Source organism: Actinomyces qiguomingii (assembly GCF_004102025.1).
In the GTDB taxonomy this organism is placed as follows: Bacteria; Actinomycetota; Actinomycetes; order Actinomycetales; family Actinomycetaceae; genus Actinomyces; species Actinomyces qiguomingii.
Genome location: NZ_CP025228.1, coordinates 2423588 through 2448763, shown reverse-complemented (window position 1 = coordinate 2448763; position 25176 = coordinate 2423588). Strand labels below are relative to the sequence as shown.

The 25176-nt window shown below is 67.5% G+C and carries 24 protein-coding genes; 13 read left to right on the top strand and 11 right to left on the bottom strand.

Going from position 1 to position 25176, the window contains the following annotated elements; all coding sequences use genetic code 11:
• Positions 1-62 precede the first annotated feature (62 nt).
• From nusA to infB, 3 genes are all read left to right on the top strand, one after another.
• Positions 63-1109, top strand: a complete 1047-nt coding sequence (gene nusA / locus CWT10_RS10150; RefSeq protein WP_103062950.1) for a transcription termination factor NusA — start codon at positions 63-65, stop codon at positions 1107-1109.
• A gap of 112 nt (positions 1110-1221) precedes the next feature.
• A complete protein-coding gene (locus CWT10_RS10145; protein WP_103062949.1) occupies positions 1222-1557 on the top strand; it encodes a YlxR family protein in 336 nt (111 codons plus the stop codon).
• Between the two features lie 90 nt (positions 1558-1647).
• On the top strand, positions 1648-4614 hold the full coding sequence (infB, locus tag CWT10_RS10140) for a translation initiation factor IF-2 (RefSeq protein WP_103062948.1): 2967 nt from the start codon (positions 1648-1650) through the stop codon (positions 4612-4614).
• Between the two features lie 525 nt (positions 4615-5139).
• On the opposite strand, the gene CWT10_RS16805 is transcribed toward infB, so the two are convergent.
• The 5 genes from CWT10_RS16805 to rarD all read right to left on the bottom strand — a co-directional run bounded on the left by CWT10_RS16805 (position 5140) and on the right by rarD (position 7616).
• A complete protein-coding gene (locus CWT10_RS16805; protein WP_168190766.1) occupies positions 5140-5301 on the bottom strand; it encodes a hypothetical protein in 162 nt (53 codons plus the stop codon).
• A 402-nt stretch (positions 5302-5703) separates the two neighbouring features.
• Positions 5704-5970 carry a hypothetical protein gene (locus CWT10_RS18000; RefSeq protein ID WP_158247699.1) on the bottom strand — a complete coding sequence of 89 codons (267 nt, stop codon included), beginning with the start codon at positions 5968-5970 and terminating at the stop codon, positions 5704-5706.
• Positions 5954-6115: a hypothetical protein gene (locus CWT10_RS16800; protein WP_158247700.1), complete on the bottom strand. Its 162-nt coding sequence runs from the start codon at positions 6113-6115 to the stop codon at positions 5954-5956. Before CWT10_RS16800 ends, CWT10_RS18000 begins: the two co-directional genes overlap by 17 nt.
• A gap of 147 nt (positions 6116-6262) precedes the next feature.
• Positions 6263-6520, bottom strand: coding sequence for a transposase (locus tag CWT10_RS17995; protein ID WP_174722006.1), 258 nt, complete (start codon positions 6518-6520; stop codon positions 6263-6265).
• A 109-nt stretch (positions 6521-6629) separates the two neighbouring features.
• Complete coding sequence (gene rarD / locus CWT10_RS10125) at positions 6630-7616, bottom strand: EamA family transporter RarD (RefSeq protein ID WP_103064201.1); 987 nt, start codon at positions 7614-7616, stop codon at positions 6630-6632.
• A 309-nt stretch (positions 7617-7925) separates the two neighbouring features.
• Here rarD and rbfA point away from each other — a divergent pair, with 309 nt between their 5' ends.
• From rbfA to CWT10_RS10100, 5 genes are all read left to right on the top strand, one after another.
• Positions 7926-8369, top strand: a complete 444-nt coding sequence (gene rbfA, locus CWT10_RS10120) for a 30S ribosome-binding factor RbfA (protein WP_103064202.1) — start codon at positions 7926-7928, stop codon at positions 8367-8369.
• Positions 8366-9376 (top strand): tRNA pseudouridine(55) synthase TruB, encoded by a 1011-nt coding sequence (truB, locus tag CWT10_RS10115; protein ID WP_233188373.1) that lies wholly within the window; start codon positions 8366-8368, stop codon positions 9374-9376. The genes rbfA and truB overlap by 4 nt, the downstream gene beginning before the upstream one ends.
• Before the next feature lie 115 nt (positions 9377-9491).
• On the top strand, positions 9492-10532 hold the full coding sequence (locus CWT10_RS10110; protein WP_103064203.1) for a bifunctional riboflavin kinase/FAD synthetase: 1041 nt from the start codon (positions 9492-9494) through the stop codon (positions 10530-10532).
• A gap of 185 nt (positions 10533-10717) precedes the next feature.
• Entirely contained in the window at positions 10718-12703 is a 1986-nt protein-coding gene (locus CWT10_RS10105) for a beta-glucoside-specific PTS transporter subunit IIABC (protein ID WP_158247701.1), read from the top strand.
• Positions 12704-12793: 90 nt separating this feature from the next.
• Complete coding sequence (locus CWT10_RS10100; protein ID WP_103064205.1) at positions 12794-14230, top strand: glycoside hydrolase family 1 protein; 1437 nt, start codon at positions 12794-12796, stop codon at positions 14228-14230.
• 117 nt (positions 14231-14347) lie between these two features.
• Here CWT10_RS10100 and CWT10_RS10095 read toward each other — a convergent pair whose 3' ends face one another.
• The gene (locus CWT10_RS10095) at positions 14348-15244 is read right to left on the bottom strand and encodes an extracellular catalytic domain type 1 short-chain-length polyhydroxyalkanoate depolymerase (RefSeq protein ID WP_233188374.1); all 897 of its coding nucleotides are present in this window, start codon (positions 15242-15244) and stop codon (positions 14348-14350) included.
• 22 nt (positions 15245-15266) lie between these two features.
• Here CWT10_RS10095 and CWT10_RS17425 point away from each other — a divergent pair, with 22 nt between their 5' ends.
• Positions 15267-15455 (top strand): hypothetical protein, encoded by a 189-nt coding sequence (locus CWT10_RS17425; protein WP_233188375.1) that lies wholly within the window; start codon positions 15267-15269, stop codon positions 15453-15455.
• Positions 15456-15660: 205 nt separating this feature from the next.
• Positions 15661-15930: a 30S ribosomal protein S15 gene (gene rpsO, locus CWT10_RS10090; RefSeq protein WP_103064206.1), complete on the top strand. Its 270-nt coding sequence runs from the start codon at positions 15661-15663 to the stop codon at positions 15928-15930.
• A gap of 73 nt (positions 15931-16003) precedes the next feature.
• Here the strand turns inward: rpsO and CWT10_RS17785 are convergent, their stop codons facing one another.
• From CWT10_RS17785 to fucO, 4 genes are all read right to left on the bottom strand, one after another.
• Positions 16004-16354, bottom strand: a complete 351-nt coding sequence (locus tag CWT10_RS17785) for an ATP-binding cassette domain-containing protein (RefSeq protein WP_332881199.1) — start codon at positions 16352-16354, stop codon at positions 16004-16006.
• A gap of 2 nt (positions 16355-16356) precedes the next feature.
• Positions 16357-16482: a hypothetical protein gene (locus CWT10_RS17780; RefSeq protein ID WP_332881200.1), complete on the bottom strand. Its 126-nt coding sequence runs from the start codon at positions 16480-16482 to the stop codon at positions 16357-16359.
• A gap of 600 nt (positions 16483-17082) precedes the next feature.
• Complete coding sequence (locus CWT10_RS10080) at positions 17083-17523, bottom strand: hypothetical protein (RefSeq protein WP_103064208.1); 441 nt, start codon at positions 17521-17523, stop codon at positions 17083-17085.
• Positions 17524-17576: 53 nt separating this feature from the next.
• Positions 17577-18728 carry a lactaldehyde reductase gene (gene fucO / locus CWT10_RS10075; protein WP_103064209.1) on the bottom strand — a complete coding sequence of 384 codons (1152 nt, stop codon included), beginning with the start codon at positions 18726-18728 and terminating at the stop codon, positions 17577-17579.
• Between the two features lie 514 nt (positions 18729-19242).
• On the opposite strand from fucO, the gene CWT10_RS10070 reads away from it, so the two are divergent.
• The 3 genes from CWT10_RS10070 to dapB all read left to right on the top strand — a co-directional run bounded on the left by CWT10_RS10070 (position 19243) and on the right by dapB (position 24325).
• Entirely contained in the window at positions 19243-21609 is a 2367-nt protein-coding gene (locus CWT10_RS10070) for a polyribonucleotide nucleotidyltransferase (RefSeq protein ID WP_103064210.1), read from the top strand.
• A gap of 250 nt (positions 21610-21859) precedes the next feature.
• Positions 21860-23221, top strand: a complete 1362-nt coding sequence (locus CWT10_RS10065) for a M16 family metallopeptidase (RefSeq protein ID WP_103064211.1) — start codon at positions 21860-21862, stop codon at positions 23219-23221.
• Between the two features lie 351 nt (positions 23222-23572).
• Positions 23573-24325: a 4-hydroxy-tetrahydrodipicolinate reductase gene (dapB, locus tag CWT10_RS10060; protein WP_128683397.1), complete on the top strand. Its 753-nt coding sequence runs from the start codon at positions 23573-23575 to the stop codon at positions 24323-24325.
• A gap of 92 nt (positions 24326-24417) precedes the next feature.
• Here the strand turns inward: dapB and CWT10_RS10055 are convergent, their stop codons facing one another.
• Entirely contained in the window at positions 24418-25041 is a 624-nt protein-coding gene (locus tag CWT10_RS10055; protein WP_103064212.1) for a GNAT family N-acetyltransferase, read from the bottom strand.
• Positions 25042-25176: the final 135 nt, after the last annotated feature.

Here is a 25176-nt window from a genome sequence, read left to right as displayed (position 1 = left end):
CCGCGCCGATCTCATGACGCCAACGACCGCCCGGAAGACGACACGGAGGAATATTAGGAATCATGGACATCAACATGCCGGAGCTGCGAGGCGCAGCCGACGAGTTGGGCATTGACCTGGACAACCTGCTGCCCGCCATTGAGGACGCCATTCTGGGTGCATACAGCAAGGTGCCCGGCGCCATCCGCGGCGCACATGTGGAGATCGATCGCCGCAGCGGACACATGACGGTGCTCGCCCCCGAGGTGGATGAGAACGATGAGCCGACCGGGGAGTACTTCGATGACACCCCCGACGACTTCGGCCGTATCGCCCAGGCTACCGCGCGCTCGGTGATTGTCCAGCGTATCCAGGACCGCCGTGATTTCGAGGTCCTGGGCGCCTTCAAGGACAAGGCTGGCGAGCTGATCTCCGGCACCGTGGAACAAGGGCGCGATCCGCGTCTGGTCCACGTTCGCCTGGACGGCGAGCATGAGGGCATCATGCCTCCACACGAGCAGGTGCCCGGTGAGCGTCACCGGCACGGCGATCGCATCCGCGCCTATGTGACCGAGGTCTCGCGCGGCCCCAAAGGTGCACAGATCATCCTGTCACGCACCCATCCGGGCCTGGTGCGCAAGTTGTTCGAGCGGGAGGTGCCCGAGATCGCTTCCGGCGATGTGGAGATCGTCTCCATCGCCAGGGAGGCCGGGCACCGTACCAAGGTCGCGGTCAGTGCGCGCGTGCGCGGTGTGAACGCCAAGGGCGCGTGCATCGGCCCCATGGGGCAGCGTGTACGTGCGGTCATGGCCGAGTTGGGTGGGGAGAAGATTGACATCGTCGACTACTCCGAGGACCCGGAGCGCTTCGTTGCCAATGCCCTGTCTCCCGCCCGGGTCTCCTCGGTGACCGTGGTAGATGCCCAGGAGCACGCCGCACGCGCAATCGTTCCTGACTTCCAGTTATCGTTGGCGATCGGCAAGGAGGGGCAGAACGCGCGCTTGGCAGCACGGCTGACGGGCTGGAAGATCGACATCCATGCCGACACCGAGGCCGGAGAGATCGCTCCCGGTCATGACTCCCGCGCCGACGACGTGACTGGTCCCTCAGTTCCCGGCGCCCAGGACTGACGTCCAACCCGGCTACACTTTCTCTTGGCCTGCCTGTAGGCGGGCGTCGGGCTTCGGCGCGACGCGCCGCAGGCCGGGCAGTCGACAACGAGCGGAAGGACGCGGCCAGCCGGTGGTCAACACGCCCCACGTGCCCGAACGCACCTGTGTCGGCTGTCGCGGTAAGGCGCCCCGGGCGCAGTTGCTGCGCCTGGCCCTGACGGACAGCGGCGAGTTGACCGTCGACGCCCTGGCTCATCTGCCGGGGCGTGGCGCATGGATCCATCCGGATCCGGCATGCGTCGAGCTCGCCGAGCGCAGGCGCGCCTTCGGGCGCGCGCTGCGCATGCGGGAGTCACCCGATGTGGCCCCCGTGCGCGACTGGGTCGAGCTCCATGGGGCGGAACGCGGTCGAACACACTCGCCGTCCCCGACCGGGCGACGGCACACCGATAGCAAAGGCGGGTAGGAAGCTGATGGGCACCCGATGAGTACCCGGCGATGAGCTGCCTCTACTAGCGCCCACCCTGTCCGGGGTGGGCAACCGGACAGGAGAAAAGTGGCAAAACCACGCGTTCACGAGCTCGCGAAGGAGCTCGACCCCACTGGCAAGAGGATCACCTCTAAGGTGATTCTGGCCTGGCTCAAGGATCAGGGGGAATTCGTCAAGGCGGCATCCTCCACCGTGGAGCCTCCCGTCGCTCGCCGGGTTCGCGAGCACTTCTCCGCGTCGAGCGGCGAGGATAAGAAGACCCCCAAGCCGGCGGCTCCCAGACCGTCGGCTCCGGCGCCTAAGCAGGCCGCCTCCGCGCCCAAACCGACGGCGCCGAAGCCCAGTGCGCCCGCACCGAAACCGCCGGCCCCGACGCCCAAGCAGACGCAGTCCGCACCTAAACCCGCGGACAGGCCGGAAGCGCCTAAGCCGGCGGCCCCTGCGCCCAAATCGAGTGGTGGGCCCAAGCCGGGTGCTGCGCCCAAGCCCGCTTCCTCTAAGCCCGCACATCCAACTCCGGGTCCGCGGGCATCGCAATCGTCTTCATCGCCGAGTTCCGACCGGCCTGCGCGTCCGGCGGCGCCTACTCCCGGTCCGCGGCCGAACGCACCCACGCCCGGTCCGCGCCCCGGTGGCCCGCGGCCGGGTAACAACCCCTATGCGACCTCCCAGGGCATGCCGCGTCCCGCCGGCTCCGGCCGTGGCCGGGGCAAGGGCTCTCGCTCGGGCGGCCCGCGGCCGGGTAACAACCCCTATGCGACCTCCCAGGGCATGCCGCGTCCCGGTGGTTCGGGCGGTGGGCGTGCGCAGGGCGGGCGTTCCGGCCAGAGTGGACCGCGGCCCGGCGGTTCGGGCGGTGGGCGTGCGCAGGGCGGGCGTTCCGGCCAGAGCGGACCGCGGCCCGGCGCCCGTTCGGGTGGTCCTCGGCCCAATCCCGGAATGATGCCGGGCAGGTCCTCTGTCGGGCGTCCCGGTGCTCCTGCCCGTGGAGGCCAGGGTGGCCGTGGCGGTCGCCCCGGCTCCGGTGGTCGTGGAGGATCAGGCGGGGGCCCGCGCAGTGGCTTCGGCGGCGGTCCTCGCGGGGGCCGCGGAGGCCGCGGTTCCACGCAGGGCGCCTTCGGACGTGGTGGCGGTGCACCGCGCGGACGCAAGTCGCGTCGCGCCAAGCGCCAGGAGTTCGAGCAGCAGAGTGCACCTACGATCGGTGGCGTAGTCGTCCCTCGCGGCGACGGCTCCACTCCGGTGCGCGTGCGGCAGGGTGCCACGCTCACGGATCTTGCCGAGAAGATCAACGCCAACCCGGCGGCGCTGGTCACCGTGCTGTTCCATCTCGGTGAGATGGCCACCGCCACCCAGTCCCTGGACGAGGACACCTTCGCCCTGCTGGGAGCTGAGCTGGGCTATGACGTGCAGATCGTCTCGCCCGAGGATGAGGACCGCGAGCTGCTGGAGTCCTTCGACATCGACCTGGCGGCCGAGGAGGCCGGTGAGGACGATGCCGAACTTGTGCCCCGCCCGCCCGTGGTCACTGTCATGGGGCACGTCGACCACGGTAAGACCAAGCTGCTTGACGCTATTCGCTCCACCGATGTGGTCGCGGCGGAGGCTGGCGGCATCACCCAGTCCATCGGCGCCTATCAGGTGCGTGTCAATCTGGGTGATGAGACCCGTCCGATCACCTTCATCGACACTCCTGGTCACGAGGCCTTCACCGCCATGCGCGCCCGTGGCGCGGAGGTTACGGATATCGCGATCCTGGTGGTCGCCGCCGATGACGGCGTCATGCCGCAGACCGTTGAGGCACTCAACCATGCCCAGGCGGCCGGTGTGCCGATTGTCGTAGCTGTCAACAAGATTGACAAGGACGGCGCCAACCCGGAGAAGATCCGCGGTCAGCTCACCGAGTACGGTCTGGTGCCTGAGGAGTATGGCGGCGACACCATGTTCGTGGATATCTCCGCCAAGCAGCGCACCAATATTGACGGCCTGTTGGAGGCGGTTCTGCTCACCGCCGATGCCGCCCTGGATCTGCGCGCCAATCCGGACTCCGACGCCCGCGGAGTGACGGTGGAGGCGAAGCTGGATCGGGGCCGCGGCGCGGTGGCCACCGTGCTGGTGCAACGCGGTACCCTGCGGGTGGGCGACCCGATCGTCGCCGGCAGCGCCTACGGGCGCGTGCGTGCCATGTTCGACGAGTACGGCAACACCTTGGAGGAGGCCGGCCCGGCCCGGCCCGCCCAGGTGCTGGGATTGACCAATGTCCCCAGCGCGGGCGACTCCTTCATCGTCGCTCCCGACGACCGCACCGCCCGGCAGATCGCCGACCGGCGGGAGGCTGCCGGACGTGCCGCGGAACTGGCCAAGCGCCGCAAGCGTGTGTCTTTGGAGAACCTCACCGATGTCCTGAAGGAGGGCAAGGTCGACACTCTCAACCTCATCCTTAAGGGTGACAGTTCGGGTGCGGTCGAGGCGCTGGAGGACTCGCTGCTCAAGATTGACGTGGGCGACGAGGTGGCCCTGCGAGTCATCCACCGTGGCGTGGGAGCGGTTACCCAGAACGACGTCAACCTGGCAACCGTCGACTCCGCCGTCATCATCGGCTTCAACGTGCGTCCGGCCGTCCGGGTCGCTGAGTTGGCTGACCGCGAGGGTGTGGACATGAAGTTCTACACGGTCATCTACAACGCCATTGAGGACGTCGAGGCGGCCCTGAAGGGCATGCTCAAGCCGATCTACGAGGAGGTCGAGTTGGGCACGGCCGAGATCCGCCAAGTCTTCCACTCCTCCAAGTTCGGTTCGATCGCCGGCTCGATCGTCCGCTCCGGTGTAATCAAGCGCGGTGCCAAGGCCCGCCTGGTGCGCGACGGTGTTGTGGTGAACGGGGAGCTCACGGTGGAGACGCTGCGCCGGGAGAAGGATGACGTCACCGAGGTCCGCGAGGGCTACGAGTGCGGTATCAACCTGGCCTACCGTGACATCGCCGAGGGCGACGTCATCGAGACCTGGGAGATGCGCGAGAAGCCCCGCGACTGACCCGTCTGGACGCAGATGCCGGTGGCACCACCTCCTAGGCGGTCCACCGGCATCTGCGTTCCCAAGTTATGGCGCGGTTGGCTGAGGCGATGCCGGTGGTGGTCGGGCCTGCCGTAGATGGTGGGGATCAGGCTTATGGCCAGGTTCCTCAGGGTGGCCATCACCTGGGGCGCGTTGCCGGTGCACAGTTGGTGGCGGTCCCATGGTCATAGGCGGGCGTCCCGAACTTAAGTGGAGGCGGTTGTTTATCGCCCAGCGTCCGTGTGTCCAGGCTGCTACTTGCTCGGGCTGGGTGTCCTGCATGGGGGTGGGCGGCAGATGAGGTAAACGACCTCGGTGACTGGCTTGGTGCTGCGCTTGCTGTTCTTGCCTGTATGGGTGGTGCGGGTGCGGCGCACCTGTAGCACCTGGGCCGCGCCGGGGAAGTAGATCCAGTCGGGGGTCTGGACGGCTTTGATGGCTCTTCGTGTTTGAGGGTGTGGTGGATGGGTGGGGTGTCAAGCCCCGGGTTTTGTGGAGGGTGTTTTATCTGGCGCCGGTGGTTGTCGGCTGGGGTTGGTTGATGGTGGTCTGCTCGCCGACGTCCATGACCTTTGCCTCGGCCTCTGCCTCGGGCTCGGGCTCGGTGATGGTGTCGGTGTCGTCTGGTGGGGTGTAGGCCTGCTCGTGCTCGATCGGAGCGTGCATGCCTGTGGCGGAGTGAGGCCGGGTGTTGCCCGACCAGTTGCGCCCACTGGGCGGTAGCGAACACGGGCATCGTCGATGCCCTGCCAGGGCCCGTGGTCGTCGAGGTAGTGCCGGTTACGGATGAGCTCGGCCTTATAGAGTGAGTTGAGGGCCTCGGCCAGAGCGTTGTCGTATGAGTCTCCCTCGGGTGCCCACCGAGGCCACCGCATCACAGTCGGATAGGGCCTGCCCGCACTCGGATTGCCCGGTACTGGACCCCGCGGTCGGAGTGGTGAATCAGGCCCTTCAGATCCGCGCCCTCGCGCTGGCGCTGCCAGATACCCATCTTCAGGGCGCCCCTGGGCCAGGTCGGTGTACAAGCTCGTGGAGGTCTGCCAGCCGACGATCCGACGCGAGTACACGTCAGTGACAAAGGCCACATACACCCAGCCGGACAGGGTGCGTACGTAGGTGATGTCCACACGCCCACAACTCGTTGGGCCTGAACGCGCTGAAGTGCCTCTTGACCAGGTCCGCCGGGCACTGCTCCTTAGGAGCCGACCGGGTCGTCCTGGGCGACTTCGCACGGCGTATGCCGTGCAACCCCATGGCCCGCATCAACCGCTCCACGGTACAGCGGGCCACATGCCCCAAACCATGACGCTCAGACTCCTCAGGACGGTTCAGCATCGCATGCATCTTGCGGGCCCCCACCCGCGCAGTAGTTCTTCTCATGAACCCGCCCGATCTCGGCCTTCAGGGCCTGGTCGCGCACAGCCCTTGCTGATGGGGGACGGGTCTTGGCTGCGTAGTAGGTGCTCGGGGCGATCTTCATGCCTGACTGTGTCAGGACCTGGCAGATCGGCACAGGCCCCGAACTCCTCCTTGTGGGAGTCGATGTACTTACAGATCAGCGGGACGGGCGGCCTGGTGTCGGCCGCGAAAAAAGCCGACGCGCTCCTCAAGATCGCGTTCGCCCGCCTCAGTTCGCGGTTCTCGGCCTCCAGCTGCCTGATCCGCTCAGCATCCTGACTGGTGGTTCCCGGCCGGGCGCCCGCGTCGACCTCGGCCCCTCTATCACCCAGGTACGCAGCGCCTCGGGGTGGACACCCAACTCCTCGGCGATCCTTCTGATCGCCCCCTTAGACCTCTCGGGGTCCCTACGGGCCTCCACAGCCATCCTGGTGGCCCGCTCCCGCAGCTCCTCAGGATACTTCCTTTGTGCACTCCCGGCAGTGATCCTTCCGTGTATTCACTGCCTCCATCAAACCCGGTGCAGTTCAGGTCATGGTCCCTGCTGTTGTCACACTTTTCGTATCCGCCGTCTCAGGCGCGTGACGGTGCCGCTTTCAGCGCTCGCCCAGGTGCGGACGTCGCGCCAACTGACGCAGCAGGTCGGTGATGAATACGATCACCGCCACCCACACCAACGCCGTCGAGATCCAGCGCGCCGGCGAGATCTCCTCGTGGAACACCGCCCAGGCCAGCAGGAACTGCATGACCGGGGTGATGTACTGGCTCAGACCCACGATCGAAAGGGGCACCCGCCGCGTCCCGGCGGCAAACAGCAGCAGCGGCGTGGCCGTCACCGGGCCCGCTAGCACCAGCCCGGCCGCCAACGCTCCAGACGCCGTCGCCCCCTGCAGCGCGCCGTGCCCGCCCGCGTACAACCAGGCGAAGTAGGCCAAAGCCACGGGCGTCATGCAGCCGCTCTCCACCGTGAGCCCGGTAAGCGCATCCACCTGCGTGCTTACGCGCTTCTTCACCAGCCCGTACACTCCGAAGCTGAATGCGAGCGACAGGGATATCCAGGGTAGTGAGCGTTGCGCGACCACCAGCACCATGATCGCTACGATGGCAATACCTACGGCGATCACTTGCGCCAGCCGCAGTCGCTCACCCAGGAAGAGCGCTGCCAGAACCACCGTCACCAGCGGATTGATGAAGTACCCCAGAGCCGCATCGGCCGTGCGGTCGGAGTTGACCGCGTAGACGTATACCAACCAGTTCACCGACACCAGCAGGCCGGCGATCCCTAGCACTACGAGGATGCGCGGCGTGGTGACCGCTGCACGCAGCGTGGGCCAGGAGCGGCGCAGCGCAGTCAGGGCCAGGCAGGTCACCAGCGTCCACACCAGTCGGTGCCCAATGATCTCAACGCTTCCGGCCGCCTGTAGCAGATGGAAGTACAGCGGGAACATGCCCCACAGCAGGTAACAACCGAGCACCATCGCTACGCCCTGGGAATCGCCGGTGGCAGCGCCGCCCCGAGGCTTGGCGGAGTCCGGGTTGGCGGGACGCGGACCGGATGCGGGGGAGCGAGTGGAGGAGGTCACGTGTGGTGGTCCTATTCGAGTGAAGGCAGTGGGTCCGAGGATATTCCCTGTCGGGCCCACGGTCCCTGATATGTAGCGTGTGGTGCAGACGCATCCGATGATCAGGGGGCGTGGCAGACGGCCACCGCTCGCATGCGGCGCATGCAGTTGCGGGCAGCGAGCGGCTTGGTCCGGCTGTGCCGTAATCTGGCGATCGGACTGCCGGTGGTGCACAATAGTCCGTCCGCCGGTTCCAGGTATGTGGACGCACCGCAGCCGTTGCCGGCGGCCGTCCGCATCCGCGTCCGTCTTCAGTGCTAAGGAGTCCTCATGGCCGACGCAGCCCGCGTCCGCAAGGTCGCCGACCACATTCAGGAAACCGTCGCCCGCCTCCTTCAGAGCAGGATCAAGGACCCCAGGATCGGTTTCATCACCATCACCGACGTGCGCGTGACCGGTGACCTACAGCAGGCAACGGTCTTCTACACCGTCTACGGCACCGACAAGGAGCAGGAGGACACTGCTGCCGCTCTGCGCTCGGCCACCGGTCTGATCCGTTCCGAGGTCGGCCGGGCACTCGGCATCCGCCTGACCCCCTCGATCACCTTCCAGCCGGATTCATTGCCCTCCCAGGCGCAGGCCTTCGAGGACGCCCTTACCAAGGCGCGTGCCCGAGACGAGGAGATCGCCCGTACTTATGCGGGTGCCACCTATGCGGGCGACGCCGATCCCTACCGCCATGATGACCAGGACGAGGAGGGGAGCGGGGCGTGAACGGCCCCGCCGGAAGGCGTATCGACGTCCCCCGCGGCTCCATCACCTGCCCGGATGGGTTGTTGGTGGTGGATAAACCCGCCGGTGTCACCAGCCACGATGTGGTCGCCATGACCAGGCGCATGGCCGCCACCCGTAAGGTCGGCCACGCTGGCACCCTGGATCCCGCCGCCACTGGAGTGCTGCTGTTGGGTATCGGCCGGGCCACCCGCTTCCTGACCTATCTGGTCGGCGCAGACAAGACCTACTGGGCCACGGTCCGCCTGGGCCAGACAACCATCACCGAGGACGCCGACGGCGAGGTAACCGCTTCTTCCGGCTGCGTGGCCGCACCCGGCCTGTCCGCCCGCCTGGACGCGGCCCTGAGCGAGCTCAACGGACCAATCATGCAGGTCCCCTCCGCGGTCTCCGCCATCAAGATCGACGGCGTGCGCTCCTACGCGCGCGTGCGGGGCGGCGAGGATGTCGACCTGCCCGCCCGTCCGGTGACCATCCACGCCCTGGCGCGCGTCGGCGAATTGCGCCCCGTGACGGCCGCGGACGGCACCGCCGTGGTCGACGTGGACCTGGAGGTGCACTGCTCCTCTGGCACCTATGTGCGTGCCCTGGCCCGCGACCTCGGCCGCGGCCTGGGCTGCGGGGCGCATCTGACCGCGCTGCGCCGCACTGGGGCGGGCCCCTTCACGGTCGACCAGGCCGCCACCATCGCCTCCCTGTCCGCCGTCGTCGCCGCCGGACAGGTCCTGCCCGTGCTGCCACTGGCCGTCGTGGCCCGCCGCTGCTTCCCCGCCGTCGCCCTGGACGATGCCGAGGCACGCGCCCTGCGCCAAGGTCAGCCCCTGCCCGCCGCGGTACTCGACCGGGCCCAGGATCCTAAGCACCCGGTTGTCCCCAAGGCCGCTGCCGCGCCGAGCGTCGCCGCCGGGTTCGACCCGGCGGGGCGGCTCGTGGCACTGTTGGCACATAAGGGCGGGCGTACCCGTCCTGTACTAGTACTGTCCGAATGATGCGGCGGCCGGTGGAAACCGCCCGGCCGCTCTCAACCCAGGAGACACCTTTGCGCCAGACCCCGATCGCCGGCATACCTCGGCACCTCGGTGACGCGGACTGAGGCGGCGCGCAGTGGAGATCTGGTACGGCGCCGAGCAGGTGCCCGCAGCCCTGAGGGACCCGTCCGGGCCCGGCAGCATCGTCACCGTCGGTGTCTTCGACGGCGTACACCGCGGTCACCAGGCGATCCTCGCCCGCGTCGTGGAGCGCGCCCGGCGGGCGGCCGGAGTTAACGGGAGACGCCCGCAGGCCATCGCGTTGACCTTCGACCCGCATCCGGCGACGGTGCACCGCCCCGAGACCCGCCTGCCCATGATCGCCTCGCTTGCCGACCGGCTGGAGTCCCTGGCGGACACCGGTCTGGACGCGGTGCTGGTGGTTCACTACACCCTCGCCTTCGCCGATCAGGGGCCGGCGGAGTTCGTGCGCGACTGGCTCGAAAGGCTGCTTGGGGCCCACGCGATCGTGGTCGGGGACGATGTGCGTTTCGGCCGCGGCAACAGCGGCGACGCCGCTACCCTGCGCCGGATCGGGTGCGCCGACGGCCTGGACGTGGAGATCGTCGCCGACGTCGTCGCCCCCGAGGGCCGCCGCTGGTCCTCCACCTGGGTGCGCGAACTACTGGAGGCCGGCGACATGCGCGGCGCGGCCGAGGTCCTCGGGCACGTCCACCGGCTGCGCGGCACCGTCATTCACGGTCACCGCCGCGGCCGCGAACTCGGCTTTCCCACCGCGAACCTGGACGCCGCGACCGCCGGAGTGGTCCCGCCCGACGGCGTCTACGCGGGCTGGCTGGTGCGCTCCCCGCAGGCGGGGGTGGCCGGTGGCACGGGGGAGGAGCGGCTGCCCGCTGCCATCTCCATCGGCACCAACCCGACCTTCGACGACGTGCCCGACCGCACCGTCGAGGCGCATGTACTCGGCCGCGCGGACCTGAACCTGTACGGGGAGGTCGTGGTGATCGAGCTGGTGGAGCGGCTGCGCCCCATGCTTGCCTTCGACGGCCTGGAACCGCTGCTGGCACAGATGCGTCAGGACGTGGTAGACACCGCCGCTGTGCTGGCCGTGCCCGTGCCCGAACCCATCCGTCCCGAGGATGTCACCGCCGTTTGAGCCTGGGGTGCCACCCGTGAATCGTCAGCGAAAATCGGGCTGCGCTTTCCCGGTCGGACCTGCTAGCGTGTGATGGTCGCGCCCCCAGTCACAGGCTCGGCATCAACTACCTGTTCCGCCGTACTAAAGAGCCAGCAGAGCGCTGAGCCTGTTGCCGGCGGACTCGCATGACTCAAGGAGGATTCATGCCCAAAACCGTGGATTACGAGGCCTTGGCCGTAGACATCCTCGAAAATGTCGGCGGCGAGGCGAACGTCGCCCAAGTAGTGCACTGCGCCACCCGTCTCCGCTTCAATCTCAGGGATGCGTCCAAGGCAGACAAGGAGACGATCAACACCCTGCCCGGCGTGGTGACCGTGGTTGAATCCGGCGGCCAGTTCCAGGTGGTGATAGGCAATTCCGTCCCCAAGGTGTTTGCCGGGCTGCCCACCTCATTGCGCGAATCTGAGGGCGAGGACGCCGGGGCGGGCGCGGCCGGCGGTAACATCCTGTCCAAGGCCGTCGACATCCTGTCCTCCCTGTTCACCCCTATCCTGGGACCCCTGTGCGCCGTCGGCATCCTCAAGGGCCTGCTGCTCATGGCCGTCGCCTTGAACTGGGTGAGTTCCACTTCAACGACTTATCAGATCTTCTACGGCATCTCCGACTGCTTCTTCCTGCTGCTGCCGGTCTATTTGGCTGTCACCTCCGCCAGGAAGTTCCGCGTCAACCAGATGACGGCGATCACCATTGCCGCCGCCATGCTCTACACGCAGTTCGGCACCATCCAGATGCCCGTCGACGGCGAGTTGGTCGACACCAATCTGCGGGCCTGGGGGCAACTGGGAAACACGATCAAGTTCTTGTTCATCCCCGTCAATCTGCAGTCCTACACCTCCACGGTCATCCCCATAATCATCGCCGTCTGGCTCGCCAGCTACGTGGAGCGGCTCGGCAACTGGATCTTCCACGAGTCGCTGCGCAACTTCCTGACCCCGCTGCTGGTGCTGGTGGTGATTGTCCCGGTCACCCACATCGCCCTTGGACCGGCCGGGGTCTGGCTCGGCGAGGGCATCGCCGCGGTGCTGCTGGCCATCTACAACTTCGCACCCTGGCTGGCGGGCATCGTGCTGGGGGCGTTGTGGCAGGTCCTGGTGATCTTCGGTGCGCACTGGGGTCTGGCCCCGGTGTTCATCAACAATCTCACCACTCAGGGCTACGACCCGCTCAAGGCCCTGGTCTTCGCACCCGTTTTGGCGCAGGCCGGCGCCGCCCTCGGCGTCTTCCTGCGGGCCCGCTCCGCCAAGACCAAGGCGCTGGCGGGGTCGGCCGCCGTCGCCGGCATCTTCGGCATCACCGAGCCCGCCATCTACGGGGTCAACCTGCCCCGCAAGCGTCCGTTCATCATCGGCTGCATCGGCGGGGCGCTCGGGGGTGCCTTCGCCGGGGCCACCCACACGCTGGTATACGGCACCGGTGCCGCATCGGTGCTGACGCTTCCGATCGGCTTCGGCAGCGTCGACGACGGCCCCTCCACCTTCAAGTGGCTGGTCATCTCCACCGCGATCGGCTTCCTGGTGGGTGTTTTCGGCACCTACTTCTTCGGTTTCTCCAAGACCGAGCGCGACAAGGACATCGCGGCCTGGGAGGCGGAACTCAACGAGTCCGAGGAGGAGGTTGCGGCGTCGGCGCCGCAGGGCACGGTGGTTGTGGCCGGCGCCGACGGAGCCGTGCCCATTGTGGAGGACCTGGAGATCCTCGCCCCGGTCACCGGGCGGGTCGTCGCCCTGAAGGAGGTGGCCGATGAGGCCTTCTCCTCCGGCGCCATGGGGGAGGGACTGGCGGTCCTTCCCGCCGACGGCACCGTGACCGCACCCATCAGTGGGGAGGTTATCGTCTCCATGGGCCACGCCTTCGGCATCCGCGCGTTCACCGGCGCCGAGGTGCTGGTGCACATCGGCCTGGACACCGTTGGGCTCAAGGGGGCGCCCTTCACCCAGGTGGTTGCCCAGGGAACCCGGGTCAAGGCCGGGGACGTGCTGGCGGTTGCCGACCTGGAGGCGATCCGGGCGGTCGGACTGGACCCGACCACGATCGTCATCGTCACCGATGCCACCGCCTTCTCCAAGGTAGATCCCCTGGCCGACGGGGTGGTGGAAGCCGGCGACCCCCTGCTAATAGCGGTCCGCTGACAGATCCGTGCGTCTCCTGCGCCGCCGCTCCGGAGCCGCATCGCAGTGCTCCGTCACACACGAATCCCAACATCCAGCCAAGGAGTACGAATGCAATACCGACAGCCGCCGTCCTTCCCCGAGACGTTCCTGTGGGGGGCCTCAACCTCTGCCTACCAGGTGGAGGGTGCCTGGGATGAGGATGGTAAGGGGCCGTCCGTGCAGGACGTCATTACACATCCCGAGGGCACCACCGACTTCAAGGTGACCGCGGACCACTACCACCATGTGGAGGAGGACGTGGCGCTGATGAAGCAGATGGGATTGCGGGCCTACCGCTTCTCCATCGCATGGACCCGCATCATTCCCGACGGCGACGGAAAGGTGAATCCGGCTGGAGTCGCCTTCTACCACCGCCTCATCGACGCCCTGCGCGCCGCCGGCATCGAACCGATCGTCACCATGTACCACTTTGACCTGCCGCAGGCGCTCCAAGAGGTAGGCGGCTGGGCGAACCGACGAACCGTCGACGGCTTCGTCGAATTCGCCCGTGTTCTCTTCAACGAGTACGGCACGAAGGTGCGCTACTGGCTAACCATCAACGAGCAGAACATGATGATTCTGCACGGCAAGATGCTCGGCACCACGCTGCTGGACGGCGACGCCGCCCAGCGCGACCTGTACCAGCAGAATCACGGCATGTTCCTGGCGCAGGCCCGCGTCATGATCCTGTGCCACGAGATGCTGCCGGAAGCGAAGATCGGGCCGGCCCCCAATATCGCCTACGTGTATCCCCAGTCGTGCGACCCGGCGGATGTATTGGCCGCCGATGACCTCAACGCCATCCGTAACTGGCTCTACACTGACCTGGCGGTCAGGGGGCGCTACCACTCGACCGTGTGGGCGTACCTGGTGGAGAAGGGTTGGGAGCCGAAGATACAGGAGGGAGACATGGAGACCCTGGCCGCGGCCAGGCCCGACTTTCTCGCCTTCAACTACTACACCACCGCTACGGTGGCCGCCCCCACGGGGGACGCTTCCGATGAGTCCACCCGTCCGGGCGATCAGCAGATGACCCGTGGAGAGATCGGCCTGTATAAGGGCGTTGACAATCCCAACCTGCCCCGCAACGCCTTCGGCTGGGAGATCGACCCCATCGGTTTCCGCACCACCTTCCGGGCACTGTGGGACCGCTACCATCTGCCGCTGCTGGTCACCGAGAACGGCCTGGGCGCGTTCGACCAGTTAGCCGACGACGGTCGTGTCCACGACGACTACCGCATCGACTACCTGCGCCAACACATCGAGCAGATGCGGCTGGCACTGGCCGACGGCGTGGAGATACTCGGATACTGCCCCTGGTCGGCCATTGATCTGGTCTCAACCCACCAGGGCTTCCGCAAGCGCTACGGATTCATCTTCGTCAACCGCGACGAGTTCGACCTGAAGGATCTGCGGCGGGTCCGTAAGGACTCCTCATACTGGTACGGGCGCCTGATAGCCACGCGTGGGGAGTCCGTGAACGAGGCGACGCCCGAGTACACCTGACACCGATCCTGATACCGGGTGGTATTGAATGCGGCACTGAACGGCGCCGGCAGCGCCGGGCCTAAACTCTGGCCCGGCGCCGCCGAGCACGACGCTCGTCTCAGCGGCGCGCGTTCGTCACTGCCCAGGATGCGCGGCGAAGAACTCCCACATCAGCTGCGAGGCGTTGATCTCCTGGGTGATCGTGCCCAGGGCGGACAGGTCCACGCTCGTTCCCGGCCAGGTGTGGCCGCCGGCGTCCACCGTGTACAGCTCCACCGCGGCGCCACCCTCACAGGAGTCGTAGCGGGTCACGGATACATGATCGCTCACCTGCTCGGTGGCCGGTTCGGCGGTGCAGCCGTCCAGCTGCGCCCAGGTGCTCACGGCCGCCTTCACGCCGTACCCCCAGCGGGCGTCGTCGTTGCCGTCATAGGGATTGACCACGTCGTCGGTGCCGTGGAACGTCAGCACGGATACCGGCTGCGCCGGGGTGCAGGTCGAAGGATCGATCGTGGCCGCATCGTCGGCGGCCCTGCCGGCACGCAGTCCGGCCACGGGTGCGATGGCGGCGATCAGATCGGGGCGCTCGCAGGCCAGGGCGCTGGCCATGCGGCCGCCCCCGGAGTATCCCGTTGCGTAGACGCGGCCGGTATCCACACATGCCTGCTCGGAAAGGGAATCGATGACGGTGGCCAGGAAGGCTATGTCATCGCGGGCGTCGTCCGGCGGGTACTCACCGGCGGTGGTGGGTACCCCGGGCACGTTCCACGCCCAGTTGCCGTCAGGCAGCGGATCGTCGGCCTCCAGGGCTATCGCTGCGGTCGGCTCGGCGACGATGAAGCCCTCTTCCGCGGCGTCGGCCACCGCATCCAGGCCACTGATCTTCGCCTGGGACACGCCGTTCGAATTGGAGCCGTGCAGATCCAGCACTAGGGGGAGCCGCACGGCGGGGTCGGCGCCCTCGGGTACGTGTATCCGGACCGGATAGGTTTGGCCAGCGAAGGCCACATCAACGGTCTGCGTTCCTGACATCTCGCGGCTGCACGCAGGTGCCGTGGCATCGGCCACATCGGTGGACACCTCAGATCCGGCGGGTCCGGATGAGGAGGAGTCGGCACTGCATCCGGAGACGGATGCGGTCAAGACGAGTGCGGCCATGGACACGCAGGAGATCAAGGTGAGCACGCGGCCGCGTACGGAGGACTTCAACAACGGATCTGGTGAGGACACAGGGGACTCCTGAAGCAAGTGGAAGTGATGGAAGTAACAGGATGCTAGCAGGTGGGGTTGTCGGGTGGGGCCGTTATGTGTGCCGGATGCCACCGAATGCGGGGGAGAGTCCGGCGTTCCGCGGCTGATATGGTGGCTCGGCCGTCGATCGGCCGCGGACGTGTCAAGCCCGGGAGAACCAGCCCCGGCGCTCCGCGCAACGAGAAACAGGAGCCATCGTGTCGATTTCCCCCGAACGCAAGCAGGAGCTAATTGCCGAGTACGCCACCCACGAGGGCGACACCGGCTCCCCGGAGGTCCAGGTCGCCATCCTGTCCGAGCGGATCTCCAACCTGACCGAGCACTTCAAGTCCCACGCGCACGACCACCACTCCCGCCGCGGCCTGTACCTGCTGATCGGTAAGCGTCGCCGCCTGCTGGACTACCTCGAGCGTGAGGACATTGAGCGCTACCGCTCCCTCATCGCCCGCCTCGGCATCCGCCGCTGAGATCGGCCAACAGGCGATACCGGCCCCGCCACCGTGAAGGTGACGGGGCCGGCGTGCATGGTCGGGTGGTGCGTTACACCGACTGACGGTTGAGCGCCGCGGATACCCGGGCCAAACGCTCCGCCGACTGGTCTTCGCGGTAATGACCGAGTTGCAGGTCCTCCTCGACGCCTCCGTCCACGAGTACAAGCACGCGGTCGGCGCGTGAGGCCACCTTGGCGTCGTGGGTGACCATGACAATGGTGGTGCCCTGCGCATGAATCTCCCCGAGCACGTCGAGGATACGGGCGGCGGTCGCGCAGTTGAGTGCTCCGGTGGGTTCGTCGGCGAAGAGCACCGCCGCCTCGTTAATGAGAGCCCTGCAGACACCGGCCCGCTGGAGCTGACCGCCGGAGACCTCCGCCAGTGCCCTCTCATCGAGCATAGTCAGGTCGGTATCCCGCAGCAGGACGGAGTCTCCGCTAGGGCGGACACGGCCAGAAGACCGAGGCGCGTGAAGTACTGCCCCGCAAAGGCGTTTCGTGTGGAGCCCAGTGCCCGCAGAATGTCCACTTGGGATTCCTTCCGGGCCAGGACCATAACCACGAACACAGTGGTGACGAGGAGGACGAGAGCCAGGGCGATGGTGGTTCTTCCGGTTTGTGGTGTGTTCGCCGAGTTCGGTCGAAATAACCATCGAGTTCGGTCGATATGACGATCGAGTTCGGTTGGTGGGGTCGGTGGGCCCGGGGGAAGTGTCCAGATTCGGCACGAACGATGTTCCCCCGCCCGACGCCGCTCACCAGATCCGCATGGTTCCAACGAGTCTGAGGGTGTGTGCTGGGAGGGGCGGGGTGTTTGTGCCGATTTTGGACACTTTGGCTCCCAGGCGCCGGCCTTTCGCCCTGATGCGGTGAGCAGGCCAGGGCCTTCTGGTCGCCGTCCCGGCCCCCTTGTCCGATCGGCTGGGACGCCTTTAGTGATGAACCTGGCCCGCGGCCCAACCGGGCCCACCGTCCAGCCCGGCCCGCTACCAGGCCGGGCCTGGCTGCCGTTGGACCACCTGAAACGCACTCTCAGACGGTCCAACCGCAGATACGCGGTCCAACCGCAGTAACGCGGTCCAAGTACGTGGCCAGCAGCCGGCCGGTCCCACACCCACCCACTACACCCTCAAACCGGAAGAGCCGCGATGGTGCAGGCCATGGCCGCGACAATTCGGACCTGTGTGGCGGTAGCCCCAAAGAGGTGTGAGGCGTATTCGTTCATTCCCATCACCTGCACTTCTGGTAACGCGGCACGCAGGTCGGCCACTACGGCTGAGATCGCATATGAGTCGTCGATATCGGCGTAGATGGTTCGCCACAGCGCGGGTGCGGCGTCGTCGATGAGTGCTTTGGCGGTCAGGCCGTTGTTGGTGATGTCCTGATAGATGCCGGTGACCTTCAGGCTGAGATCGTCCGGCGGATTGGCGCGGGTTCTCCAGCGTCGGCCGAGGGCGTCCGTGACGCCGGCTGCCGCGTCAGTGAGACCGCGGGAATGCTGATGAGCGGCGTCCCAATTTCCTCGCCAGACATGTTTGGACCGCCCCAGCCGCGGGCTGGGGCGGTCCAAACCAATCCCGACCGACTCGGCCGATTCGCACCGAGTCGAGGGTGCGCGGAGTCTTACAGCAGCGAGCGGTACAGCGCCTCGATGTCCTCCCGGGTGGCCGGCCGCGGATTGCCGGGGGTGCACACGTCGGCGAAGGCGTCCTCGGTCAATGCGGCTATACCGGACTCATCCACCCCCACCTCGCTGATGCGGGTGGGGTTGCCCAGGTCGCGGGTCAGCTGGGCGATGGCGTCGACGGCGGCCTGACGTGCCTGGTCCAGCGGCATCGTCTGGGCGTCCGCCACCCCGAAGGCCTCGGCGATGTCGCGGTACTTCTCCCCGGTGTACTCGGCGTTGAACGCCATGACGGGGGCGAGCAGGATGCCGTTGGCCACCCCGTGCGGCGCGTTGTAGCGCCCGCCCAGCGGGTGCGCCATGCCGTGCACGAGCCCCAGGCCCACGTTGGAGTAGGCCATGCCGTTGATGTAGGCGGCCAGGCCCATCTGCTCCACCGCGTCGGCGTCGCCCTCGGCGGCCTTGCGCAGGTTCTTGGCGATCATCTGGATCGAACGCAGGCACAGGGCGTCGGACAGCTCCCAGGCGCCGGGCGTGATGTAGCCCTCAATGGCGTGGGTGAGCGCGTCCAGGCCGGTGGCAACCTTCAGGCTCCGGGGCATGCCGTCCATGAGGTCGGGGTCCACCACGGCGATCACCGGAATGTCGTGCGGATCCACGCACACGAACTTGCGCTGGCTGGCGGTGTCGGTGATGACGTAGTTGATCGTGGTCTCCGAGGCCGTGCCCGCCGTGGTGGGTACGCCGATGATGGGGGTGCCCGGGTTCTTCGTGGGGGAGGCCCCCTCTAGGCTGAGCACGTCCTCGAACTCGGGGTTGGTGGCGATCACCGAGATCGCCTTGCAGGTGTCCTGCGGGCTGCCGCCACCCAGCCCAATCAGGACGTCGGCGCCGGAGTTGCGGAAGGCGGCCAGGCCGGCCTGTACCTTTTCCGCCGGCGGGTTGGGTACGACGTCGGAGAAGATTTCCCAGGCGATGCCGGCCCCGTCCAGCAGGTCGGTGATGCGCGTGGCGGTGCCGTTCTCGGCCAGGACCGGATCGGTGACGATAAAGGCCTTGCTCAGGCCGCGGGCGGTGATCTCGGTGGGGATGTTGGCGATGGCGCCGCGTCCGAAGTAACCGGTCTGGTTGAAGATCATGCGGTAGGTCATGGATGCGCTCCCTTGGGTTGTGGTCGGCGTCGTGCGAACGGGCGGGTCCGCCATGACCTCATCCCGTAGTTGAAACGATTGCATGTGGATCTCTGCAAGTGGTAGGCCCGAAGGTCCCGAGCTGGCCGGCGCGTCCTATTTCACGTTGCAAGGTGGCTCCGCCGTCCCCGCCGAAGCTGTCGAAACGGTAGGATCTAGCCGTCCGTCTTCGAATCTAAGGGCTGAGGCTAGGTGTTCTCCAGGCGCTGGCAGGTGTTCCTCCGAATATGCGTCCCGGATTTGGCTCCCGGGAGGAGCCCCCGCCGCCGGAACTGGAAGGCGCCGCAACTGCGTCGCCGGCCCGGTGCCAGCCCTGGGGGAGCGGACCCGGCGACCGGGATGGACCCGGCGGCCGGACGGCATGGCCCGTCGGTTTTCGGTGGTGGCCTCCGGACAAGCGTACGCGCAGTTCCGTGGGCCTCGATCGAAGGCCACGGCCGGCCGAACGATCAACACAGAAAGAGACACGTCACATATGTTCCTTGACGACCCCGAGGTCACGGCCGCCGAGGCCGTGATCGACAATGGCCCCTTCGGCAAGCGCGTGGTCCGCTTCGAGACCGGGCGCCTGGCCAAGCAGGCCGCTGGTAGTGCCATGGCCTACCTGGACGCTGAGACGGTCGTGCTGTCTGCCACCACCGTGGGCAAGCACCCCAAGGACCAGTTCGACTTCTTCCCGCTCACCGTCGACGTGGAGGAGCGCCAGTACGCCGCCGGCCGTATCCCTGGCTCGTTCTTCCGCCGTGAGGGCCGGGCCGGCACCTCTGCCATCCTCGCTTGCCGGCTGATCGATCGCCCGTTGCGCCCCTCCTTCGTCAAGGGCCTGCGCAACGAGGTGCAGGTGATCGAGACCGTGCTGTCCATTCACCCCGATGAGGCCTATGACGTTCTGGCCATCAACGCGGCCTCCATGTCCACCCAGATCGCGGGCCTGCCCTTCGCAGGCCCTGTCGCCGGCACCCGTCTGGCTCTCATCGACGGGCACTGGGTGGCCTTCCCCCGTTACTCCGAGCTCGATCGCGCCACCTTCAACATGGTGGTCGCCGGGCGCGTACTGGAGGACGGCGACGTCGCCATCATGATGGTTGAGGCCGGGGCCACCGACAACGCCTGGGATCTGATCGCCGCCGGAGCCACCGCACCCACCGAGGCCGTGGTGGCCGATGCCCTGGAGGCTGCCAAGCCGCATATCAAGGCTCTGTGCGAGGCGCAGCTGGAGGTGGCTAAGCACGCCTCCAAGCCCACCGCTGACTTCCCGCTGTACCTGGACTACACCGACGAGCAGTACGACGCCGTAGAGAAGGCCGCGCAGGCCCATGACCTGGCTGCCGCCATCGCCACCGAGGGCAAGCAGGCTCGCGACGAGGCCACCGACGCCGTGCGTGACGCGGTACTTGCCGACCTGGCCGAGGCCTACCCGGAGGAGGAGGACGTCAAGGCCCTCAAGGCCGCTTTCCGCTCCGTTACCAAGAAGCTCGTGCGTCACCGCACCTTGACCGAGGGGGTGCGAATGGACGGCCGTGGTCTGAAGGACATCCGCACCCTGGCCGCCGAGGTCGAGGTGCTGCCCCGGGTGCACGGCTCGGCCATCTTCGAGCGCGGCGAGACTCAGATCATGGGCGTGACCACCCTGAACATGTTGCGCATGGAGCAGCAGATCGACGACCTCTCGCCGCTCAAGCACAAGCGCTACATGCACCAGTACGTCTTCCCGCCCTTCTCCACTGGTGAGACCGGTCGGGTGGGTGCCCCTAAGCGTCGTGAAATCGGCCATGGAGCCCTGGCTGAGCGTGCTCTGGTGCCGGTGCTGCCCAGCCGCGATGACTTCCCCTACGCCATTCGTCAGGTCTCCGAGGCTCTCGGCTCGAACGGGTCGACCTCCATGGGCTCGGTGTGTGCCTCCACCCTGTCACTGCTTAATGCCGGAGTGCCGCTGCGTGCCCCGGTGGCCGGCATCGCCATGGGACTGATGCATGAGGAGATCGACGGCGAAACCAAGTGGGCTACGCTTACCGACATCCTCGGCAGTGAGGACGCCTTCGGCGACATGGACTTCAAGGTTGCCGGAACCCGTGACTTCATTACCGCGCTCCAGCTGGACACCAAGTTGGACGGCCTGCCCTCCGACGTCCTGGCCGGTGCTCTTGGCCAGGCCCGCGATGCCCGCCTGTTCATTCTGGACGTGCTCGCCCAGGCGATCGACACCCCCGATGAGATGGCTCCCACCGCCCCGCGCGTGCTGACCGTACACATCCCGGTGGACAAGATCGGTGAGGTCATCGGCCCCAAGGGCAAGATGATTAACCAGATCCAGGAGGACACCGGCGCCGAGCTGACGGTCGAGGACGACGGCACCATTTACATTGGCGCCTCCGACGGCCCCTCTGCGGAGGCCGCCCGCGAGGCCGTGAACGCCATCGCCAACCCGCAGATGCCGGAGATCGGGGAACGCTTCGTCGGCACCGTCGTCAAGACCACCACTTTCGGCGCCTTTGTTTCGCTGACCCCCGGCAAGGACGGTTTGCTGCACGTATCCCAGATCCGGCGGCTCGTCGGCGGCAAGCGCGTGGAGAACGTCGAGGATGTGCTGGGCGTGGGAGATAAGGTCGAGGTCGAGCTGGCGGAGATTGACCAGCGCGGCAAGCTCAGTCTGCACGCGGTTCTCACCGAGGAGCAGTTGGCCGCCGAGGCCGAGAACCGCGCCCACCGCGATGAGATCCGCGGCGATGGTGACCGTAGGCCCCGCCGCCGGCGTGAACGGATCGACGATGAGAGCGAGCGCCGGGAGCGCCGTCCGCGCCGCCGTCGCATGCGCACGGTGGAGTCCTCCGATCAGGAGTGACTGACCCGGTAAACCGGTGAACTTTGAGAGGGCCGGGCTCCGCGCGATCGTAACGATCAACCGGACCCCGGCCCTTCTCTGTCTCCTCTGTCCCCTCCCGCCGAGTTCGGTCGATATGACTGCCGAGTTCGGTCGATATGACTGCCGAGTTCGGTCGACGTGGCGGCGGACTGCTCGTCCCGGCCCGACACTCGCCTCGCCGCCCTGGACCCGTGCCGCACTGCCTGAAGCAATCATCTAGGCTCGTGCGGTGACCACTTCCGCCCCGACCGGCACCGAAACCAGCTTCGCCGAAGTCTCCCTCGACCGCGCACCCGCGGCCGCCCCCGGCACCGAACTCAGCCTCGTTGACGACGGCGCCGCCATCCGCCGCTCGATCCTGCCCGGAGGGGTGCGGGTGATCACTGAGCATGTGCCGGCACTGCGTTCGGCCTCACTGGGCATGTGGTTCGGCGTCGGCAGCCGCGATGAGCGCGTCGGCCAGGAGGGCTCAACCCACTTCCTGGAGCATCTGCTGTTCAAGGGCACCGCCTCGCGCAGCGCCCATGACATCGCCGAGGCCTTCGACATGATCGGTGGCGAGTCTAATGCCGCGACATCTAAGGAACACACCTCCTACTACGCCCGTGTGCTGGGCCCCGACGACCTGAGCGCCCTGGACGTGCTTGCCGACATGGTCACCTCTTCCCGCCTGGACCCGGACGAGGTGGAGACCGAACGCGGCGTGATCGTCTCCGAGCTCGCCGACGCCGCAGATGACCCTGCCGAGATCGCCCAGGAGGCCTTTGCCCGTGCCACCTTCGGTGACGACACTCCGCTGGGACGCCCCATCGGTGGCACCTACGAGACCGTATCGGCGGTGCCCCGCGACGCCGTCTGGGAGCACTACCAACGCACCTACGCCTCCGACGCCCTCGTGGTAGCGGCTGCCGGTGCGGTAGACCACGAGGAGATCTGCGCGCGGGTCGCCGCCGACCTGGCTGCAGCCGGCTGGGACACCACCGGCGCCGTGGCCCCGCGCCCGCGTCGCTTTGAGACCGAACCCTTAGCCGAGCTGACGGTCCATGACGTCACCGTGATCCGGGAGGTTGAGCAGTCTCATGTCTTCCTCGCCTGCCAGGGCATTCCGGCGCTGGATGAGCGCCGCTGGACCATGAGCGTGCTCACCACCATCCTCGGCGGCGGCATGTCCTCACGCCTGTTCCAGGAGATCCGAGAGAAGCGCGGCCTGGCCTACTCAACCTACGCCTTCGACACCCCCTACGCCGGCGCCGGTGCCTTTGGCCTATACGCCGGCTGCGCCCCCGGTGACGTCGAGGAGGTGCTGGCGGTCATGGCCGGCGAATTCGAGTCTTTGGCGGCCGACGGCGTCACCGAGCGCGAGCTGGAGCGCGCCCGCGGGCAGATCCGCGGCTCCATGGTGCTCGGGGGAGAGGACTCCCTGGCCCGCATGGGGCGGCTGGGCCGTGCCGAGGTCGTCACCGGTCGCCTGCGCTCCATGGAGGAGAACCTGCGCCGCCTGGACGCGGTTACGGCCGACGACGTGCGCGCCCTGGCGACGCAGCTCGCCGCCCAGGAGCGTTGCCGCGTAGTAGTTGGACCGGGTGCCTGAGGCGAGGAGCGGCGGGCGGCGTCGTCGCAATTACGATCGCCGCGACGGTGAGGACGCGTTGACGGCCGGGGCTCACCCTTGCGGCTGCTTCTGTTGGAGTCTCCGGGGGGCCCAGTTCAGGTGGACCAGAGCCGCACACACGGTAGCGACGGCGACGACAGACAGTGACGAAACGACGCTCTCGCTGCGTGCGAACTCCCGGACCTTTCTCACCAGGTTTTGGAACGTGTTGCTTGATGAGTCATCGCCGAGGTGCGACGCGGACGCCTCCTTCGATGTGAGGCAGTGCACAAATATTAGTTAGAGGGCTGGATTGTCCCGGCTCTGGACATCCCTGGCTAGGATTCCCGCATGAGCATTGCTGTTGCCGTTGTTGGCGCCGCAGGGCGCATGGGGTCCACCGTCTGCCAGGCCGTCCAGGACGCCGACGGCCTCCAGCTCGTCGCCCGCCTGGACCAGGGCGACGAACTTACTCCCGCCACCCTGGCAGGTGCCGATGTGGCAGTTGACTTCACCCACCCGGCCGTCACCGAGGACAACGTCCACGCCCTGATCGATGCCGGCGTGGACGTGGTGGTGGGTACCACCGGTTGGACGGATGAGTCCTACGAGCGCGTGCGCGGGCACCTGGCCCGGCCGGAGGCGGGCGGTCGCAGCGTCATCATCGCTCCGAACTTCGCCCTGTCCGCGGTGCTGGCCATGAGTTTTGCCGCCAAGGCCGCCCGCTACTTCGAGTCCGCCGAGGTGATCGAACTGCACCACCCGAACAAGGTGGACGCCCCCTCCGGCACCGCCATCGCCACGGCCCGCGGCATTGCCGCTGCCCGTGCGGAGGCGGGGCTAGGGCCGGTTCCAGACGCCACCGAGACCGACCCGGACGGCGCGCGCGGCGCCGTGGTCGACGGCGTGCACGTGCACGCCGTGCGCCTGCGTGGTCTCACCGCCCACGAGGAGGTCGTGCTCGGCAACCCCGGTGAGCAGTTGACCATCCGCACCGACTCCTTCGACCGCGCCAGCTTCATGCCGGGCGTGGTGCTCGCCGTGCGCGAGGTGGGCGCACGCGAGGGCCTGACCATCGGACTGGACCAGCTGCTGGACCTCTGACGACGCCCAGGGCTACCTGGGCGGCCGCGCGCCGATCCGGGGCGTGCGCGAACGACGACGCGGGCCCCGGTTGGCCCGGTCGTCCGACGCGGTTACAACACGGCCGCCCAGCAGTCTTCGATGATGCCTTGACCGACGGGCAGCTCACGGAAGGAGCCTGTGCGCCGCAAGCCCGCCTGCTGTAGGAACCCTGCCAGTGACTCGTCCCCACGGACCGCCCACACCAGCAGCACGCCTGCCCCTTGGACGCGCGCCTGCTCCGTGGCGGCCGCCAGCAGCCGGGAGCCGTGCCCGCGGCGCTGCCGCTCCGGGGCAACGCCGAGGGCGGTGATCTCCATGCCTTGCTCGGTGGGGCCCGGTTCGGTATCCGCGTCGCCGGGTGAGGGAGCAAGGCCGATCAGGCCCGCAACTTCGCCGCCGTCGCCGATCGCCACGAGCACGTGGTGCGCTGGTGATGGCGGGCTCAGCACTGCCTGCTCCCAGCCGGCAGCGATCACCGGCGCCGCCACCATCGCCTCCACGCCAGCGGGCAGCGGCGCTTCATGAGCGGCGAGGTGGGCAGCGCGCAGTGAGGCCAGCATGGCCGCGGCATGCACCCGCCCGATATCCTCCAGATCTGTGCCCGCGGCCTCGCGCACGAAGTTCCCGGGTGTGGGTGTCTGGGGGGCAGGAGGCGTGCCGGAGGCGTCGTCGCCGGGGCGGCGGAAGTCGTTCATGCGCCCGAGCCTATGCGTCCCCGCGGTCTCGCCGTGGGTGACTCGCCTTGGTTCAGCTGCCGTCAGTCGGCTGCCGCCCGCAGGTGCGCGCCCACCCTGTGATCGCTCGCCACATGCGCGGGGTAATGACGTTAG